Raw genomic sequence first — 18,335 nt, forward strand, 5'->3', positions numbered from 1 at the left:
CTGGGCACTCGTGCGTTTCCTCGACGGCCACCGGCCCGCCCACGACCTGACCTACGACGACGTGTTCCTGCTGCCGAACCGCTCGGACGTGGAGTCCCGCTTCGACGTCGACCTCTCCACCGCGGACGGCACCGGCGCGACGATCCCGATCGTGGTCGCGAACATGACCGCGGTCGCCGGCCGCCGGATGGCCGAGACCGTCGCTCGCCGCGGCGGGCTGGTCGTGCTGCCGCAAGATGTGGACAGCCCCGCCGTCTCGGAGATCGTCGGCTGGGTGAAGAGCCGGCACACCGTGTGGGACACGCCGCTGGTGCTGACCGGCGGTGACGCCGTCGCCGACGCCCTCAACCTGGTCCACAAGCGGGCGCACGGCGCTGTCGTGGTCGTGGACGGCGAAGGCCGCCCGGTCGGCATCGTCGACGAAGCGGCCTGCGCGGGCGTCGACCGCTTCGCGCGTCTCGCCGACGTGGCGCAACCGCCGGCCGTCGCGGTCCCGCTGGCCACCCCGGCGCGCGAGGTCTTCGAACTCCTGCACAGTCACGGCGCGAACCTGGCGCTGGGCCTGGACGCCGACGGCCGGCTCGCGGGCGTGCTGACCGCCGTCGGGTCGCTGCGCGCGGACATCTACACCCCCGCCGTCGACGACGCGGGCAGGCTGCGCGTCGCCGCCGCGGTCGGCGTCAACGGCGATGTCGCGGCGAAGGCCGAAGCCGTGCTCGGCTCGGGCGTCGACGTGCTGGTCGTCGACACCGCGCACGGGCACCAGGAGAAGATGATCGCCGCGCTGAAGGCCGTCCGGTCGGTGTCGCCGCGGGTCCCGGTGGTCGCCGGGAACGTGGTCACGGCCGAGGGCACGCGCGACCTGATCCAGGCCGGGGCCGACGTCGTCAAGGTCGGTGTCGGGCCGGGCGCGATGTGCACCACCCGGATGATGACCGGCGTCGGCCGCCCGCAGTTCTCCGCGGTCGCCGAGTGCGCGGCCGCCGCACGCGAGCTGGGCAAGCACGTCTGGGCCGACGGCGGGGTCCGCCACCCGCGTGACGTCGCACTGGCGCTGGCCGCCGGCGCGTCCGCGGCGATGGTCGGCTCGTGGTTCGCCGGCACCTACGAATCCCCCGGCGACCTGCGGTTCGACGAGCAGGGGCGGCCCTACAAGGAGTCGTTCGGCATGGCGTCGAAGCGCGCGGTCGGCGCGCGGACGCGCACGGACAACTCGTTCGACCGCGCGCGCAAGGCGCTGTTCGAGGAGGGCATCTCGTCGTCGCGGATGTCCCTCGACCCGCAGCGCCCGGGGGTCGAGGACCTGCTGGACTCGATCGGCTCCGGCGTGCGCTCTTCCTGCACTTACGCGGGTGCGCGCACGCTCGAGGAGTTCCACGAGCGCGCGCTGCTGGGCGTCCAGTCGGCGGCCGGGTTCGCCGAGGGCCGTCCCCTCCCCGCCGGCTGGTAAGCGCTCAGCCCGAGCAGCACACGTGTTCCGACCACTCCGGAACGTGCCACCAGTGCTGCTTCTCCGCCGATCGGGCCGCGGGCACCACCTCGGTGGCCGCCCGTGGCCCCGGCTGGTTCCGGTAGGGCGCCAGCAGCTCGCCGACCGTCCGCAGCACCCCGCCGACCAGCACGCTGCGGACGTTCGCGGCCGCCTTGATGTCCTGCAACGGGTTGCCGCTGACGAGCGACAGATCGGCGTACGCACCCGGCTTGAGCACACCGATCCGGTCTTCGAGACCCAGCCACCGCGCCGGGTTGCGGGTGGCGGTGGTGAGCGCCTCGTACGGCGTGAACCCGAACGCGACCATGGCCCGCAGGTTCTGGTGGGTGGAGACGGCCACGTTGTCCAACGGCGAGTCCGTGCCGGTGACCACGAACCCGCCCGCCCGGTGGATCCGCAGCACCATGTCGACGTTCCCGGCGAGGGCCTGGCGCAGGTAGGCGTTCTCCGGGTTGCCCGCGGTGTCCGCCGTGGTCTTGAGCAGCTGGTACTCCCACGGCGGGAAGAGGACCTCGGTGCGCTCGTCGGTCACGAGCGACTTGTCGTCCGCGTACAGCGCCCTGGAGGTGAACAACGTCGGCGTGATCGACATCCCCGAGCGGACGAACAGGGAGACGGCGTCCTGGTAGGACCGGCCGATCCGGCTGACGGTGTGCGAGTACCCGAGCCGGTTGGTGGCGCCGGTGTGCTCCATCGCGTCCATGCCGATGTTCGCCGCCGGGTACAGGTAGTGCGACGACAGCGGGATGCCCGCCCCGTGCGCGGCCCGGACCACGGCCTGCTGGGAGGCCACGGGCAGCCGGACGTACGTCTTGATCATGTCGTACTCGAGCTCGACCGCGCGGGACAGCTCCAGGTTCAGCTGCTCCGGCGACAGGGTCGGCCGCATGAAGTTGTAGTAGATCCGGGAGCCGTCGATGGCTTCTCCGGTACCGAAGTACCTCGGCCCGACCCGGTTTCCGGATTCCAGCGCCTCGCGCGTCTCCAGCATCTGGTACACCGGGTCGCCGGGCGAGCGGGTCGTGGTGATGCCGTAGGACAGCCACAGCCGCCCCTGCCGGTCACCCCACTGCCGGCCGCGCAGGTGCCAGTGGTTGTGGATGTCGACGAGCCCGGGCATGGCGGTCAGGTCGTGCGCGTCGACGGTCCCGGGGGCGGCCCGATGCGGCCGGACGTCGGCGATCCGGCCACCGTCGACGACGATGTCGACGTTGCGCCGCAGCGTCCGGGCGACGCCGTCCCACGCCGCGCCGACGTGGATGACGGTCGGACGCGGTGGCCGCGGGCGGGCCCAGGTGAAGTCGAGCCGGATCGTTCGCGGCTCGCCGCCGGCGATCTTCTGCGCCTTGAGCCGGCCCTTCGACAGGTACACGAGCGTGTCGTTTCCCTGCCAGGCCAGGGAATCCGTGACGTCGTGGGTGACCTGCCTCGGCGCGCCGATCAGCCGGCCGGTGCCGTCGACCGGGGCGATCCAGGCGACGCTCTCGACCGTGAACGCGAGGTACCGGCCGTCGGGTGACCACAGTGGACCGTCGTCGCCGCGGGTGGCGAACGAGCGGAACGGCATCGGCTCGGCGTAGCGGAGTTCGTGGGTCTTCAGGTCGACCGTGAGGATCTGGCTCGTGCCCTCGCGGTAGCGCTTCGAGTACGGCTTGACCGCGGCCAGCGCGAGGACCGACCCGTCGGGCGACCAGGTGGGCCGGCCCGGCATGAACAGCGGCGGCGTCACCTGCTGGGCACTGTTCGAGGCCACGTCGTGGATCCACGTGGCGCCGTCCTGGTCGGCGTAGGCCACGCGGCCGCCGTCCGGCGACCACCGCGGCGCGACCTGGGCGCCCGCCAGTTGCGTGAGAACGGTGTCCGTGCCGGTGCCGAGGTCGTGCAGCCACAGGTCGGCGGTGCCGAGCCGGTCGCTCGTGTAGAGCAGCTTCGTCCCGTCCGGGTGGAAGTCCGGGTCGGAGTTGAAGTAACCGTCGCCGATCAGCCGCTGTGGCCGGCCCCCGCCGGCCGCGACGACGTAGATCGCGTTGAGGGCCCGGAACGCGATCCGCTTGCCGTCCCGCGACACCACCGGACTGGCGATGCCCCGGACCGGCTTCGGCGCGGGCGAGTCCAGGTCACGGACCCGCCGTCGGTAATCACGCGGGGCCGTGGACACCCCCGCTTCGAACGGGATGTCCTTGACGGCGCCGGACTGTTCGCGCCACCGGATGTGCCCGTCGGCGGTGTAGAGCACGGCGGACCCGGACCAGTTCGCGGCGAAGCCGAAGACGTCCTCGCCCTTGGTCAGCTGCTCGTCACCGAGCATCAGGTCCGCTTCGGCGCCCCGCAGCCGCAGGTAGCTGGGCTGCCCGCCGGGACCGAACGCGGGGCCGTAGAGCTTGTCGGCGCCGGTCGCGGTGACCAGGCGGGTGCGGGCGCCGGTGGCGAGGGTGACGACGTCGATGGCGGTGTCGTTCACGGTGAAGACGATCTTCGTGCCGTCGGCCGACCACCGCGGCGACGCCTCTTCGTCCGGGGTGGACACCACCGTGCTGATCGCGCCGGAGGCGAGGTCCAGCAAGTGGATGCCGTAGCTGCCGTCCCGGTCGCTGCTGAAGGCGAGCTTGGTGCCGTCCGGCGAGAACACCGGCTCCCGGTGGTCGAACCGCCCCTCGGTGAGCTTGCGGGGCGTACCCCCGGCGGCATCGATGACGTACAGGTGGAAGTTGCCGTCGCGGTAGGACTGGAACACGAGCCGGCGGCCGTCCGGCGACCAGGTGGGGAGGGTGGCGTCCTGCAGGTCGTCGGTGAGCCGCCGGGCGCGGCCGCCGCCGGCGGGCAGCACCCAGATCCCGGTGACCAGGTCGACCGCGATCCACCGGCCGTCCGGCGACAGCGCGGCGGACAGGTTCGTGCCCTCCCGCAGCACCACGCCGGCGCGCCCGCCATCCGGCTGCAGGTCCGGTTCGGCCTCGGCGACCCCCGCTCCGGCCACGGTCAGCGCGGCCGCGGCCGCGCCACCTCGCACGAGAAGTTCACGACGGGAGAGGCCTTCTGGCGCCATGCGGCCAACTATGCCCACCCGGTGGATCGGCCGTCCAGCGGCCGAGCGGGTTTTTCACCGGATGTCCGGCCATGGCGGCAAGGGTTGCCGGGGGCGGCGCGAGCGCGCCGCCCCCGGGGTCCCTCAGCCGTGGTCCTCCAGCATCTCGGTGACCAGGGCGGCGATCGGCGACCGCTCCGAGCGCGTCAGCGTGACGTGCGCGAACAGCGGGTGGCCCTTGAGCTTCTCGATCACCGCCGAGACGCCGTCGTGCCGTCCGACGCGCAGGTTGTCACGCTGGGCGACGTCGTGCGTGAGCACCACCCGTGACGCCGTGCCGAGCCGCGAAAGCACCGTGAGCAGGACGTTGCGCTCCAGCGACTGCGCCTCGTCGACGATCACGAACGTGTCGTGCAGCGACCGGCCGCGGATGTGCGTCAGCGGGAGCACCTCGAGCATGCCGCGGTCGAAGACCTCGTCGAGGACGTCCTGGCTGACCAGCGCGCCGAGGGTGTCGAACACCGCCTGCGCCCACGGCTGCATCTTCTCGCTCTCGGACCCGGGCAGGTAGCCGAGGTCCTGACCGCCGACCGCGTAGACCGGCCGGAACACCACGACCTTGCGGTGCTGACGGCGTTCCATCACCGCCTCGAGGCCGGCGCAGAGGGCGAGCGCCGACTTGCCGGTGCCGGCCCGGCCGCCCAGCGACACGATCCCGACGTCGGAGTCGAGCAGCAGGTCGAGCGCGACGCGCTGCTCGGCGCTGCGGCCGTGCAGGCCGAACGCCTCGCGGTCGCCCCGGACGAGCCGGATGCGCTTGTCCGCCGTGATCCGCCCGAGCGCGCTGGAGCTGCCCGCGAGCAGCCGCAGCCCGGTGTGGCAGGGCAGCTCGGCGAGCTCGTCCATGCCGTATTCGACCGGGTCGACGGTGCTGCCGCCGAACAACGTGTCGAGCACGTCCTGCTCGACGTCGACGTCCGCCATGCCGGTCCAGCCGGACGGCGTCACTTCCTGCGCGCGGTACTCGTCCGCCTCGAGACCGACGGCCCCGGCCTTGACCCGCAGCGGGATGTCCTTCGTCACCAGCGTGACCGCCGCGTTCTCCGCCGCCAGGTTCAGCGCGCAGGCGAGGATGCGGTGGTCGTTGGAGTCGGTCCGGAACCCGGACGGGAGCACCGACGGGTCCGAGTGGTTCAGCTCCACCTGCAGCGTGCCGCCGTGATCCCCGATCGGGAGCGGCGCGTCGAGCCTGCCGTACTGCCGGCGCAGGTCGTCGAGCATGCGCAGGGATTCCCGGGCGAACCAGCCGAGCTCCGGGTGGTGGCGCTTCGCCTCCAGTTCACTGATGACGACCAGCGGAAGCACGACAGCGTGCTCGGCGAACCGAGTGACCGCCCACGGGTCCGAAAGGAGGACCGACGTGTCGAGCACGTACATGTGCTGCTGGGATTCGGGCGAGGTCGAGGCTTTCTCCGGGCCAGGAACGGCACCGGTCGAAGAACGGCCAGAGGCCTTACGGGGCAAACGCTGCGCAGTCACGACGGCATCTCCCTCGAGGGCGTGTGCACCTCACGCCCGCACTCGCTGGGCCGGGCACCTCCCTGGCTGGACCGTTCCTCCTGACCTGGTGGGTCAGGCGGCGCGGCCACGAGGGCCGGGTGCCGGCCCCCTCGAGCGTCTCGTGGGCGACTGAGCCGCCCCCTCGATCACCGCCACGACCAGGGCCTCCCGCGAGGACCCGCACGGAACGCGCGCCCTCACCTCGGAAGGTACCCACGAATCCGGCGGCGCGCAGGGAGCCAACACGGTGATTCGCCAGATCGTCACCTCACCGTCGGTCGTCCGAAATCAACTCCGGGTGACGTACGCGGGCCGTGACCTGCGGTTTTGCCGGTGTCTTACGAGCCGAACCGGCGGTGGCGCCACGCGTAGTCGCGGATGGCACGCAGGAAGTCGACGCGGCGGAAGGCGGGCCAGTACGCCTCGGTGAACCAGAACTCCGAGTGCGCGGACTGCCACAGCAGGAAGCCGGAGAGCCGTTGCTCGCCCGAGGTGCGGATGATGAGGTCGGGGTCCGGCTGGCCCGAGGTGTAGAGGTGCTCGGAGATGTGGTCGACGTCGAGGATCTTCGCCAGCTCGTGAATGGACGTTCCCTCGTCGGCGTGCTGCCGCAGCAGCTTGCGCACCGCGTCCGCGATTTCCTGGCGCCCGCCGTAGCCGACCGCGATGTTGACCTCCATCCCGGTCCGCCCCTCAGTCCGGGCGGCGGCTTCGCTCAGCCGCTTGGCGACCTCGGCGGGGAGCAGGTCGAGCGCGCCGACGATCCGCAGCTGCCACGCCGTACCCGGCCCGGCGAGCTCGTCGGTGACGTCGGTGATGATCTTCAGCAGCGGCGTGAGCTCGTCCGGGTCGCGGTTGAGGTTGTCGGTGGACAGCAGCCACATGGTGACGACCTCGACGTCGGCCTCCTGGCACCAGCTCAGGAAGTCCGCGATCTTCTTGGCCCCGGCGCGGTGGCCGTCCGAAACGTCCGTGAAGCCCGCTTCACGGGCCCACCGGCGGTTGCCGTCGAGCATGATGGCGATGTGCCGGGGATGCCGCCCGGCGGCCTGCTGGATGAGGCGCCTGCCGTAGGCGCTGTACACGACGTCGGACAAGAAGGAGCGAACACTCACGTCGAGTCAGCCTACGCACCCGGTGTGAGGCGTGTGACTTGAGCACTGCTGGAGAACCTACGCTGTCGTAACCTGGATGTGTGAGTGTGACGACGGAACCGCCCGAGCCCGTAGTGGACCTCCGCCCCCGGCTGCGCGGGCACATCCACTTCTGGACGTTCTTCGGCGCGTTGGTCGCGGCAGCGGCGCTCATCACCCTGGCGGCGTCCACAGTGTCCCCGGTCGCCGCGTTGGCGACGTCGGTCTACGGCCTGACGGTCCTCGGCTTGTTCGGCGTGAGCGCGCTGTACCACCGCCGGTTCTGGAGCCCCCGCGCGTACAAGTGGATGAAGCGTGCGGACCACTCGATGATCTTCCTGTTCATCGCTGGGACGTATACGCCGTTCACGTTGTTGGCGATGTCGAAGCCGACTGGGTACGTGATCCTGTCGATCGTCTGGGGTGGGGCGATCGCCGGTGTGGCGTTGAAGATGCTGTGGCCCAATGCGCCGCGGTGGCTCGGGGTGCCGATCTATATTGCGCTTGGGTGGGTCGCGGTTTTCGTGTTCCCCGAGCTGGCTTCGCATGCCGGGGTCGGGGCGCTCGTGCTGCTGTGCGTGGGTGGGTTGTTTTATACGCTTGGTGCGGTTTTTTATGCCGTCAAGTGGCCGAACCACTGGCCTGAGACCTTTGGTTACCACGAGTTCTTCCACGCTTGCACGGTGTTGGCTGCTGTGTCGCACTACATTGCGATTTGGCTGGCCATGTACGCCTAGGTCTCTCGTTTGGAGACCTGCATCCCGAAGCCTGATTGTGACTACGGCCGGTGCCCCTATCGTCCGGTCCGGTAGGTGCTGGTTCCCCCACGCGGCGGATCGAATCGTACCTACCCGAAAAGCGCGGCCACTCACTCGTCATCGAATGAATGGCCGCGCTTTCTTGAAGACGAGCCTGGATGGTTGGTGCACACTCAATCAACCAGCCGGCGGCTCTTCCTCCCGATCAGCCTGCCGAGTTGCCGTTGCAGGCGACGTACGACGGGTTGTGGTCGACCGTCAGCAGCTCCAGCGGGCCGTTCCACTGCCAGGGCAGCAGGCACGCGTTGTTGAGGATGCTGATGCCACCGTGACCGCCGCCGGTGGAGTTGTTGTTGCACGCCGCGTACGACGGGGCGTGGCCCGCGTGCAGCAGCTCGAGGGGACCGTTCCACTGCCACGGTGCCGCGCAGAGGTTGTCGCCGATGCTGATGCCGCCGCCCGGGTGGTGCCCGCCCTCACCGGCGGATGCCGGCGCGGCAACAGCGAGCATGGCGCCACCGATGACTGCGGCTGCGAAGAGCGTCTTTTTCATCATGATAAAATCATCGGGCGATATCCGGCCGTCCTTTATCGACATCACCCGATGGTTTGGACAACATCACCCGTCCCGGCAATCAAACACCTTGAGCCGAGCGGTGTTGGCGAAGCTGTGCGACGGTCGAGGGTTCCACCGCCGTGAGGTCGTCACCATCGAAGCTGGTCCGCCGCCCCACGGCCGGTGGAAGCGCCCTCAGCCGAACATCCCCGGCTGGTACTCCCCCGCCGGGTTGCGGGCGATCACGTTCAGCCGGTTCCACGCGTTGATCGTCGCCACCAGTGCGACCAGCGCCCCGATCTGCTCGTCGTCGAAGTGCTTGCGCACCGCGGCCCACGTTTCGTCGCTGACGCCGGTGTGCGCGTCCGCCAGGCGGGTGCCCTCCTCCGTCAGCGCCAGGGCCGCGCGCTCCGCCTCGGTGAACACCACCGCTTCGCGCCACGCCGCCACCATCGCCAGGCGGACCGCCGTCTCGCCGGCCGCCGCCGCGTCCTTCGTGTGCATGTCGAGGCACATCCCGCAGCCGTTGATCTGGCTCGCGCGGATCTTCACCAGCTCCTGCGTCGCCTTCGGCAGCGACGACTCTTCGACCGGCCGCGACGCCGCGATCAGGCGCTTGACGAACTTGCCGGTGACCTCGTTCTCGAACATGTTGAGCCGCGCTTCCATGGCCGTTCCCCTTTCCTCGTCTGCTTCACCCCCTTGACGACCCGGGCGCGGCGGTTGTGACAACGCCGCGAGTGACCCCGGTCACGCGAAATCCAGATCCACACCTTTGCGTCCGCCCCGCGGCGGCCGGTCACGCCGACGGCACCGCGCTCCACCTGCGGGACCTGCCGCGCCTGGCCCGCGGGAGGCGCTTCAAACGATCACGATCAGGGGTCACCCACGGGACCACCACGACGGTTGCCGTGGTCACCGGCGCGGCCGACGGTGGATCTCAAACAACGGACTCCAACGTGGAAGGAGCACGACCGCGATGGCCAGGACCATGCAGCCCGAAGAACTCATCGACAGCGCCGTGGTCGACCCCGACGGCAACAAGATCGGGAAGGTCGGCAACGTCTACCTCGCCGACGCGACGCACCAGCCCGAGTGGATCACCGTCAAGACCGGCCTCTTCGGCACCAAGGAAAGCTTCGTCCCGCTCTCCGGGGCGCGCACGGACAAGGACGGCATCCACGTCCAGGTGGACAAGGACAGCGTCTCCGAGGCGCCCCGCATCGACGCCGACGGGCACCTTTCGCCCGAAGAGAGCACGCAGCTCTACCAGCACTACGGCCTGCCGGTGCCGCGCACCTCATCGGACGGACGGCCGGACGGGCGGATGGACCGCGGGCCGGCCGTCCCGGGCGGGCGCGGCAAGCGCGACGACCGCGCCGCCATGACGCGCTCCGAGGAACGGCTGAACGTCGGCACCGAGCAGGTCGAGACCGGGCACGTCCGGCTGCGCAAGTACGTCGTCACCGAGGAGCAGCAGGTCACCGTGCCGGTCCGGCACGAAGAGGTGCGCGTCGAACGGGAGCCGATCACCCGCGCCGACGGGACGGCGGAGATCGGCGAGGCCGAGCAGGACGTCATCCTGCACGCCGAGAAACCCGTGGTGCGCAAGGAAACCGTCCCGGTCGAGCGGGCGCGCCTGCGGACCGAGACGGTCAGCGACGAGCAGACCGTGTCCGGCAAGGTCCGCAAGGAGCAGTTCGAAGTCACCGACGACGACCGGAAGCACCGCCGCTCCTGAAGGCTCCCGGACGGGTGGCCGGTCCCCGATACCGGCCACCCGTCCGGGCTCCACCGCGGCCGCGCGGTCAGGATGTGAGCATCGGCGCCGCGAGGAACTGCTCCGGGATCGCGAACGCGTCCACCAGCGTGCGCGCGTGCGGACGCAGCTCCGAGCACAGCCGGTTCACCGCCGACGTGACGGCCTTCGCGCGCGACGCCGTCAGGCGGCCGTGGCCCAGGAACCACGCCAGGTCCTCTTCGATCGCCGACAGCGCGTACAGGTCGCAGACGCGCTCCAGCAGCGTGCGGGCGTCCGGATCGTCGCAGCGCTCGACGGCCGCCGTGAACGCCTCCAGCACCAGGCGCTCGACGTGGACGCGGCCCGCGCGCAGCACGTGGTCCTGCGCCGAGTTGAACACGCCGAACGGGTCGGCCGCCGCCTTGCGCAGGCGCTTCGCCACCCCTTCGACGACGTGGTCTTCGCGGTCCTCGAGCAGCCGCAGCTGCCATTCGCGGCGGAAGAACACCTCCGCGTCGGACCCTTCGGTGAGCGACTCGAGCGCCTTGCGCACCGAGGTCCGCTCCAGGAGCGTGTTGACCACCTGGTCGGTGAAGAACCGGGCCGTCGCCAGCGGCGAAAGGTCCTCGAAGTCCTGCTTGTAGCTGGTCAGCAGGCCCTTCGCGACCAGCTGCAGCAGCACCGTGTTGTCGCCCTCGAACGTCGTGAAGACGTCGGTGTCCGCCTTCAGGCCGGGCAGCACGTTCTCCGCCAGGTAGCCCGCGCCGCCGCACGCCTCGCGCGCGGTCTGGATCGCCGACGTCGCGTGCCACGTTCCGAGCGCCTTCAGCCCGGCGGCGCGCGACTCCAGCTCGCGCTGGTCCTCTTCGGGCGCCGACGCATCGATGTCGTGCAGCTTCGAGACCAGCTCTTCCTGCGCGAAGTGCAGCGCGTAGGTCTTCGCCAGCGCCGGCAGGAGTTTCCGCTGGTGGGCCAGGTAGTCCAGGACGACGACCTCGTCGCCGTCCGGCTTCGCGAACTGGCGGCGGACCTCGCCGTAGCGGATCGCCAGCGTCAGCGCGCGTTTCGTGGCGCTGCCCGCGCTGCCCGCGACGCTCACCCGGCCGCGGATCAGCGTGCCCAGCATCGTGAAGAACCGGCGGCTGTCGCTTTCGATCGGGCTGGAGTACGTCCCGTCTTCGGCGACGTCGCCGAAGCGGTTCAGCAGGGCTTCGCGCGGCACCCGGACGTTATCGAAGCTCAACCGTCCATTGTCGACACCGTTGAGGCCCGCCTTCGACCCGCAGTCCTCGATGGACACTCCCGGCATCGGCTTGCCGTCGTCGTCCCGGATCGGCACGAGGAACGCGTGCACGCCGCGTGATTCGCCGCCGGTGACCAGCTGCGCGAACACCACCGCCAGCCGGCCGTCGCGGGCCGCGTTGCCGATGTATTCCTTGCGGGCCATCGCATCCGGTGTGTCGATGACGAACCCGCCGTCGGCGAAGGTCGCCGTGGTGCGCAGGTGCTGGACGTCGGAACCGTGGCCGTGCTCGGTCATGGCGAAGCAGCCCAGCACGTCGAGGTCCATGATCCCGCGCAGGTACCGCTCGTGGTGCCGCTCGGTGCCGAGCAGCTGGACGGCGCCGCCGAACAGGCCCCACTGGACGCCGGCCTTCACCATCAGCGACAGGTCGCCGTAGCCGAGCATCTCGAACGAGGTCACCGAGCCGCCGACGTCGCCACCGCCGCCGTACGCCGGGTCGAAGCCCAGGCCGGGCCGGTCGGTCTCGGCGAGCGCACGCAGCTGGTCGAGCACCTGGGCGCGGTGCGCCTCGATGCCGAGGTCCACCGGGTCCCGGAACTCCGCGCCGGCCATCTGCGCCCGCACCCCGCGGCGCAGCTCGGCCCAGCGACCGTCGAGGACGGCGGTCAGTGCGTCCGGATCCACCTTGGAGGGCACTTCGGGGACGTCCACGGCTACCTCCGGAAAGGACGAACGGCAGGCTTCCTACTCGTTGGTAGTAAGCCTGCCGCAGCGTCGGCGATTTCGCAGGTTCAGATCGGCTTGCCGTTGACCGTCACGTTCGTGAAGCGGGCGTTGTCCACGTACTTCAGCGTGTTCGACGTGTCCGACACGCCCTTAAACGTGGAGTTCGCCACGGCGAACCCGTGCACGTGGGCGTTCGAAAGCCCGCTGACGTCGAACGTCTTGCCCGCGATCTTCGTGCTCGAACAGTTGCTGATCGTGAACGGCCCGAACGACGGGACGTAGCTGCCGGTCTGACTGTTGTACGTCGATGTCACGTACACGAAGTTCCGCGCGAACGTGCCGGAAACGCTGTCGAGGTTGATGTTCTCGGAGAACCCGCCACGAAGCGTGTTGGACTTCACGTACAGGGCGAACTTCGTGTCACCCTTCACGGTGAGCTTGTACGCGTAGACGTTGCGGATTCCGCCGGTCTGCTCGCTGCCGCAGGTGATCGCGCCCCAGTTGCCGTTCATCACGCAGTTCACCACGACGAGGTTCTGGCACGGGACGTTCACCCGGCGCCCGTCGGCGTCGCGGCCGGACTTGATGGCGATGTTGTCGTCGTGCGCGCCGAGGGTGCAGTTCGCGATGACGACGTGGTCGCACGATTCCGGGTCGCAGCCGTCGGTGTTGCTGTGCGCGGTGCTGGGGTCGGTGCTGACGCCGTCGACCGTGACGTTGCGGCACAGCGTCGGGTGCAGCTGCCAGAACATGGAGTTCTTCAGGGTGATGCCCTGGATCAGCACGTTCTCGCAGGCGTACGGCTCGACGAACGCCGACCGCATGGTGTGCCCCGAGCCCGGCACCACCCGCTTCTCCGGCGGGGTTCCCTTGGCCACCAACGTTTCCAGGTACGCCCGGTCGCTGCCCTTGTTCCACGACGACGTGGCCGCCGCGTCGAGCGTGCCGCTGCCGGTGAGGCCGATGTTCTTTTCCTGGTAGGCGTAGATCATCGGCGAGTGGTTGACGCACTCGATGCCTTCGTAGCGCGTCAGGACGTTGGGGAACTTCGCCGCGTCACCGCTGAACTTGAGCACCGAGCCGGCTTCCAGGTGCAGGTCGACGTTGCTCTTGAGCCGGATGGCGCCGGTCAGGAAACTCCCGCCGCCCGGCACGATCACGTGCCCGCCGCCGGCCGCGACACAGGCGTCGATCGCCTTCGCGATCGCCGCGGTGTTGTCGGTCTTGCCGTCGTTCTTCGCGCCGTAACCGGTGATCGGGAACCTGCGATCCGGGAACACGGGAATCGTCGTGTTCGCGACGATGTCGTTCGCCGCTGGCCACGGGAGCGTGGGAACGTCGATGCGGGGCGCCGCCGAAGCGACGGCCGGGAGCAGCGGCACCGCCGCCACCGCGAGGCCGCCCTTGATCAGCTGCCGCCGGGTGAACCTGCCGTCCATGGACACTTCCTTCACGGGAAAGACCTGGTGCGACGGCGGAACCGCGGCACGGACCGCGGGCACGACGAACTCTAGACGCGCAAGCGGCTCCAGGTCCAGGCTGTGACATCCGGGGCTTCGCCCCGAGCCGGGGACTCCGCCACCCGGAACCCCCGAGAAGCCGCTTGCGCGATAGGCGAAAAGGCTGTCATGATCACGGCATGTCGATTCGAAAGGGCGTGCGCGCCCTCGCGCGTTGAGCGCCTCGCGGCGGCCGGGCCGCCCGCTTCCCGATCTTTCCGAGTGGCTGAACCACGCCTTCTCCACGTATTCCGCGAATCGTCCCGCGGCCGAAGACGCCATCACCCGGCTCTACGCGCTGCTCGGCGAACCACCGCCCCGATTCGTCTGGGCGCTTTCCCCGAACGCGGCCGTGCCGCCATCGGTGTCCGTGGAGCCGGTGGAAGCCCGGTTGGCGACGCGGGTGGCCGCGCTGCGACGCCGGTGGGGCGACATCTCGCTCGAGGCGCGGCAGGCCGTCAAGGAGTCCGTCGCCGGCCTGATCCGGTCCGCCATCCCGCGTTCGCTGGGCCTGCACTGGTACGGGCAGCAGGACGCCTATTGGGTGACGCCGGACTCGGGTGACCCGGAGCTGGAACTGTGGGCGACCCTGGTGCGCTCCTGCGGCTGGTGGTGGCCGCGCGACGGTCTCTGCGTCGTCGCCGAACGGCCGCTGGTGCTCCACACGGACGACGAACACCGGCTGCACGACGCGTCCGGGCCCGCGGTGGTCTACCCCGACGGCTGGAGCGTGCACGCCTGGCACGGCACGCGGGTGCCGTCCTGGGTGATCGAAGACCCCACCGCGGACCGGATCAACCGCGAGTTCAACGTCGAGGTGCGGCGCTGCGCGGTCGAGCACCTCGGCTGGACGGCCTACATCGAGCAGGCCGGGCTGCGGATCCTGAGCCGGGCGCCCGATCCTGGCAACCCGGGTTGTGAACTGCAGCTCTACGACCTGCCGTCGCAGAAGTGGCACGCGCCTTCGCGGCTGCTGCTGGCGGTGAACGGCTCGGTGGAGCGCGACGGCACCCGCCGCCGCTACGGGCTGCGCGTGCCCGCCGAATACGACCATCCCCTCGACGCGGCCGGCTGGTCGTACGGGCTCACCGGAGCCCAGTACGCGCGCCTGCAGCGCCGGACCTGACTTCCTTGAGGTGATCACATGTTTCTTGCCGAACTGCTCGACCGGACCGGACTCGACGTCCTCGACCACCTGGACCGCCAGGTCACCGTCCCGGTGATCGACGGGCTCCAGGCCCAGGGGGACCTGATCGTGCTGCCGCTGGGGTTGCTGGGGTGGGTGGCCCGGGACTGGTGGCCGCTGCCCGCGGAGGGGCGTGAGCTGGTCCGTGGCGAAGCGGGCAACAACCCGCACACGCTGGTGGCGGACCGAGGGACCTGCCGGATGACGACCTGGCTCGCCGACCCCGAGCGGCTCGCGATCGCGGCTTTCGAGAACACGGCGCCGGCGTGGTTGATCCACCCGGAGCACGGAGCCACCGGAATCGCGCCGGGGGCTTGGTTCGTGCGGCGGCAACGGGAGCTGGGAGCGGGGTTCCGGAAGCCGGTGCTGATCGCGGACTGAGTGCGGCGCGGCCCGGGCCGCGGGGTGCCGCCGAGGGGGCAGCACCGCGCGGCCCGAGGTGGGGCGAGGCGGCAGCTGCCGCTGACCGCCGGAGGCTGGGGACGCAGTGAATGACTCATTCCTGGCGTCGGTGGTCAGGAATGAGTCATTCATGGCGCCGCAGCCCTGGGAGTGGTCAGGAATGAGTCATTCATGGCGCCGCAGCCCTGGGAGTGGTCAGCCCAGGTCGGGCCCCTTCGAGCGCAGGTCGTCGACCTTGGTCATCGCCTCGCGCAACTCGCCCAGCCAGCTGTCCGCGTGCTGGCCGACCAACCGCACCGCCCAGGCCAGTGCGTCCGAGCGCGAGCGCGCCACGCCCGCGTCCACCAGCGTGTCCAGCACCAAGCGCTCCGGCTGGCGCAAGCGCGTCATCACCGGTGCCGAATGCGTCGTGAACAGGGCCGTCGTGCCGCCCAAGCGGGCACCCCAGGCCACCTTGCGCTGGTAGCGGTGCTCCGCCTGGCGGGCGATCTCGATGCGCTCGTCGCGCGTCTCCTCGCGGTACCGGCTGATCCGGCCCTCTTCGGCCGCCGCGCGGGCGGCGTCGTCCGCGTGCTCCTCCGTCAACGGCGGGAGCTCGCCGACCACGATGATCTCTTCGCGGTCGACCGTGACCTCCGGTGCGCCCGTGAACCAGCCGTCGGGCAAGCGGCCGCCGAACCAGGCCGCCGCGTCGTCCGCCGGCGGTACCTCGGCCTGCTGCCAGCCTCGGCCTCCGCGCCATCCGCGTCCCATGTCGTACCTCCGATTACATGATTACATCGCTACCGAAGCTACGCCGAATACACCGTCACCAACACCGCGTTCACCCAGGGCGATCAGAGCCGGGCGGTCAGCTCCGCCGCGGAGGTGACCGGGCGGTCGCAGACGTACCCCCGGCACACGTACGCCGCCGGGGCGCCGTCGACCAGGGGACGGTCGGCCAGCAGCGGGACACCCGGCGCGTCCGGCTCGCCGGCCAGCACCACGCCGCCGCCGTGGATGCCCCGCGCGGCCGCACGAAGCAGCTCCGGACTGGCGCCTGCCACCGCGACCTGCACCGGGCCGGCCTGCCGCGCCTCGGCCACCGACAGCCAGTGCCCGGCGAACCGCGGCACCCGCCCGGCCAGCACCCCGGCCCGGCTCAGCGCCCGCTCGGCCGCCTCCCGGTACCGGCCCGAGTCGGCGTGGCCCGCGAGCGCGGACGCCGTCAGCAGCGCTCCGGCCAGCGCGGACGCCCCCGACGGGCTCGCGTTGTCGCCCGGGTCGGCCGGGCGCTGGACCAGCGTCTCGGCGTCGTCGGCCGTGTCGAAGTACGCGCCGGGGACGTCCGGGGACGCGAAGTGCGCCAGCGCCAGGTCGAGCAGCCGGGTCGCTTCGGTGAGCCACTTCGCGGCGCCGGTCGCCTGGTGCAGCGCCAGGAACCCGTCGGCGACGCAGGCGTAGTCCTCCAGCACCCCGGCGGATTCTCCGACGACGCCGTCACGCGAGCTGCGCCGCAGCCGTCCGTCGACGACGTGCACGCGCAGCAGGAGCTCGGCCGCCTCACGAGCCCATTCGATCCACTGTGGACGATCGAGGGCGACGCCCGCCTCGGCCAGCGCCGTGATCGCCAGGCCGTTCCAGGACGCGATCACCTTGTCGTCCCGGCCTGGCTGCGGCCGCTTCGCGCGCGCCTCCAGGAGTTTGACGCGCATCGGCTCCGGCAGGTCGCCGAACAGGCGCAACGTCGAGGCACCCTCCTCGAAAGTGCCCTCCTTGGTGACGCCGAACAGCTCAGCGGCGGAGTCGTCACCAACCACCTCACGCAGCTGCGCAGGAGTCCAGACGTACGTCAGGCCTTCGACGCCCTCGGTGTCCGCGTCCAGCGAAGACGCGAAGCCGCCTTCGGGCGTTCGCAAGCTCTCGAAGAGGAACTCCGCCGTTCCGGTCGCGACCCGCAACGCCGTCGCCGAGCCGGTACGCCGCCAGAGGTGCGCGTAGAACCGCAGCAGCAACGCGTTGTCGTACAACATCTTCTCGAAGTGCGGCACGATCCACTCGGCGTCGACGGAGTACCGCGCGAAGCCGCCGGCCAGCTGGTCGTACAGGCCGCCGCGGGCCATCGCCTCGGCCGTCGAGTCCACAAGGGACAGTGCCACTGCGGAGCCCGTGCGTTCGTGGTGGCGCAGCAGGAACTCCAGGACCATCGACGGCGGGAACTTCGGGGCGCGGCCGAACCCGCCGTTGACGCGGTCCGCCTCCTGCTGGAGCTTCCCGACCGCGCCGGCGAGCACCGCTTCGTCCACCACGGACTCCTTGAGCGGCCCGGTCTGCTCGGCGAGGTGCGCGACGATCTGCTTGGCGCCGTCCACCAGCTCGTCCGGCCGCTCCTGCCACGACTGGACGACGGCGACGAGCAGCTGCCGGAACGACGGCATACCCGGCCGCGGCGACGGCGGGTAGTAGGTACCGCAGTGGAACGGCTCGCCGTCCGGGGTGAGGAAGCAGGTCATCGGCCAGCCGCCCTGGCCGGTCATGGCCTGGGTGGCGGCCATGTACACCGCGTCGATGTCCGGCCGCTCTTCGCGGTCGACCTTGATGGTGACGAAGTTCGCGTTCATCAGGGCCGCGGTCCCCGCGTCCTCGAACGACTCGTGCGCCATGACGTGACACCAGTGACAGGCGGCGTAACCGACCGAAAGCAGGATGGGCACGTTCCGCCGCTTCGCCTCGGCGAGCGCTTCGGGTCCCCACGGCCACCAATCGACCGGGTTGTCCGCGTGCTGGAGCAGGTACGGGCTGGTCGCGCTGGCGAGGCGGTTCATGGGTCCAGGGTGGCACCCGGGAAAACCGGGCGCGCGGCAGCCGCCGGAAATCTCGCCGGCCGCGGCAACCTTCCCGGGATCGGCGGCAACCAGGTGTTCGTCCGGCCACGCGGTCGGCGTCAGAGGCAGCGACCGAAAGAGAGCACCGGCATGTCGCCTCTGCAGAACCGCAACTCCGGCAACGTGCTGGACGACTACCCGCTGGTC

At 70.6% G+C, this 18,335-nt stretch carries 14 protein-coding genes; 5 read left to right on the forward strand and 9 right to left on the reverse strand.

Annotation, left to right across the window (positions count from 1 at the left end; all coding sequences use genetic code 11):
* The first annotated feature begins 10 nt into the window (after positions 1–10).
* Complete coding sequence (guaB1, locus tag ISP_RS41695; protein ID WP_013229805.1) at positions 11–1,450, forward strand: GMP reductase; 1,440 nt, start codon at positions 11–13, stop codon at positions 1,448–1,450.
* A 4-nt stretch (positions 1,451–1,454) separates the two neighbouring features.
* Here guaB1 and ISP_RS41700 read toward each other — a convergent pair whose 3' ends face one another.
* The 3 genes from ISP_RS41700 to ISP_RS41710 all read right to left on the reverse strand — a co-directional run bounded on the left by ISP_RS41700 (position 1,455) and on the right by ISP_RS41710 (position 7,192).
* Positions 1,455–4,538: an amidohydrolase family protein gene (locus tag ISP_RS41700; protein ID WP_230468592.1), complete on the reverse strand. Its 3,084-nt coding sequence runs from the start codon at positions 4,536–4,538 to the stop codon at positions 1,455–1,457.
* Between the two features lie 123 nt (positions 4,539–4,661).
* Positions 4,662–5,954 (reverse strand): PhoH family protein, encoded by a 1,293-nt coding sequence (locus tag ISP_RS41705; RefSeq protein ID WP_013229808.1) that lies wholly within the window; start codon positions 5,952–5,954, stop codon positions 4,662–4,664.
* 461 nt (positions 5,955–6,415) lie between these two features.
* On the reverse strand, positions 6,416–7,192 hold the full coding sequence (locus ISP_RS41710; protein WP_034284012.1) for an isoprenyl transferase: 777 nt from the start codon (positions 7,190–7,192) through the stop codon (positions 6,416–6,418).
* 113 nt (positions 7,193–7,305) lie between these two features.
* Here ISP_RS41710 and trhA point away from each other — a divergent pair, with 113 nt between their 5' ends.
* On the forward strand, positions 7,306–7,947 hold the full coding sequence (gene trhA, locus ISP_RS41715) for a PAQR family membrane homeostasis protein TrhA (RefSeq protein ID WP_013229810.1): 642 nt from the start codon (positions 7,306–7,308) through the stop codon (positions 7,945–7,947).
* Positions 7,948–8,173: 226 nt separating this feature from the next.
* Here trhA and ISP_RS41720 read toward each other — a convergent pair whose 3' ends face one another.
* Both ISP_RS41720 and ISP_RS41725 read right to left on the reverse strand, forming a co-directional pair.
* On the reverse strand, positions 8,174–8,524 hold the full coding sequence (locus ISP_RS41720; RefSeq protein WP_013229811.1) for a hypothetical protein: 351 nt from the start codon (positions 8,522–8,524) through the stop codon (positions 8,174–8,176).
* Between the two features lie 195 nt (positions 8,525–8,719).
* Entirely contained in the window at positions 8,720–9,193 is a 474-nt protein-coding gene (locus ISP_RS41725; protein ID WP_013229812.1) for a carboxymuconolactone decarboxylase family protein, read from the reverse strand.
* Positions 9,194–9,503: 310 nt separating this feature from the next.
* On the opposite strand from ISP_RS41725, the gene ISP_RS41730 reads away from it, so the two are divergent.
* On the forward strand, positions 9,504–10,265 hold the full coding sequence (locus ISP_RS41730; RefSeq protein ID WP_037374310.1) for a DUF2382 domain-containing protein: 762 nt from the start codon (positions 9,504–9,506) through the stop codon (positions 10,263–10,265).
* Positions 10,266–10,332: 67 nt separating this feature from the next.
* Here ISP_RS41730 and ISP_RS41735 read toward each other — a convergent pair whose 3' ends face one another.
* Both ISP_RS41735 and ISP_RS41740 read right to left on the reverse strand, forming a co-directional pair.
* The gene (locus tag ISP_RS41735) at positions 10,333–12,222 is read right to left on the reverse strand and encodes an acyl-CoA dehydrogenase family protein (protein WP_013229814.1); all 1,890 of its coding nucleotides are present in this window, start codon (positions 12,220–12,222) and stop codon (positions 10,333–10,335) included.
* An 80-nt stretch (positions 12,223–12,302) separates the two neighbouring features.
* The gene (locus tag ISP_RS41740) at positions 12,303–13,676 is read right to left on the reverse strand and encodes a glycosyl hydrolase family 28 protein (protein ID WP_013229815.1); all 1,374 of its coding nucleotides are present in this window, start codon (positions 13,674–13,676) and stop codon (positions 12,303–12,305) included.
* 235 nt (positions 13,677–13,911) lie between these two features.
* Between ISP_RS41740 and ISP_RS41745 the strand changes: the two genes are divergently transcribed.
* Positions 13,912–14,862: a DUF6745 domain-containing protein gene (locus ISP_RS41745; RefSeq protein WP_013229816.1), complete on the forward strand. Its 951-nt coding sequence runs from the start codon at positions 13,912–13,914 to the stop codon at positions 14,860–14,862.
* Between the two features lie 18 nt (positions 14,863–14,880).
* Positions 14,881–15,303 (forward strand): hypothetical protein, encoded by a 423-nt coding sequence (locus tag ISP_RS41750; protein ID WP_013229817.1) that lies wholly within the window; start codon positions 14,881–14,883, stop codon positions 15,301–15,303.
* 216 nt (positions 15,304–15,519) lie between these two features.
* Here ISP_RS41750 and ISP_RS41755 read toward each other — a convergent pair whose 3' ends face one another.
* Both ISP_RS41755 and ISP_RS41760 read right to left on the reverse strand, forming a co-directional pair.
* A complete protein-coding gene (locus ISP_RS41755) occupies positions 15,520–16,077 on the reverse strand; it encodes a hypothetical protein (protein WP_013229818.1) in 558 nt (185 codons plus the stop codon).
* Positions 16,078–16,160: 83 nt separating this feature from the next.
* Positions 16,161–18,128 (reverse strand): thioredoxin domain-containing protein, encoded by a 1,968-nt coding sequence (locus ISP_RS41760; RefSeq protein WP_034284173.1) that lies wholly within the window; start codon positions 18,126–18,128, stop codon positions 16,161–16,163.
* Positions 18,129–18,335: the final 207 nt, after the last annotated feature.

Origin of the sequence: Amycolatopsis mediterranei (assembly GCF_026017845.1) — a bacterium.
In the GTDB taxonomy this organism is placed as follows: domain Bacteria; phylum Actinomycetota; class Actinomycetes; order Mycobacteriales; family Pseudonocardiaceae; genus Amycolatopsis; species Amycolatopsis mediterranei.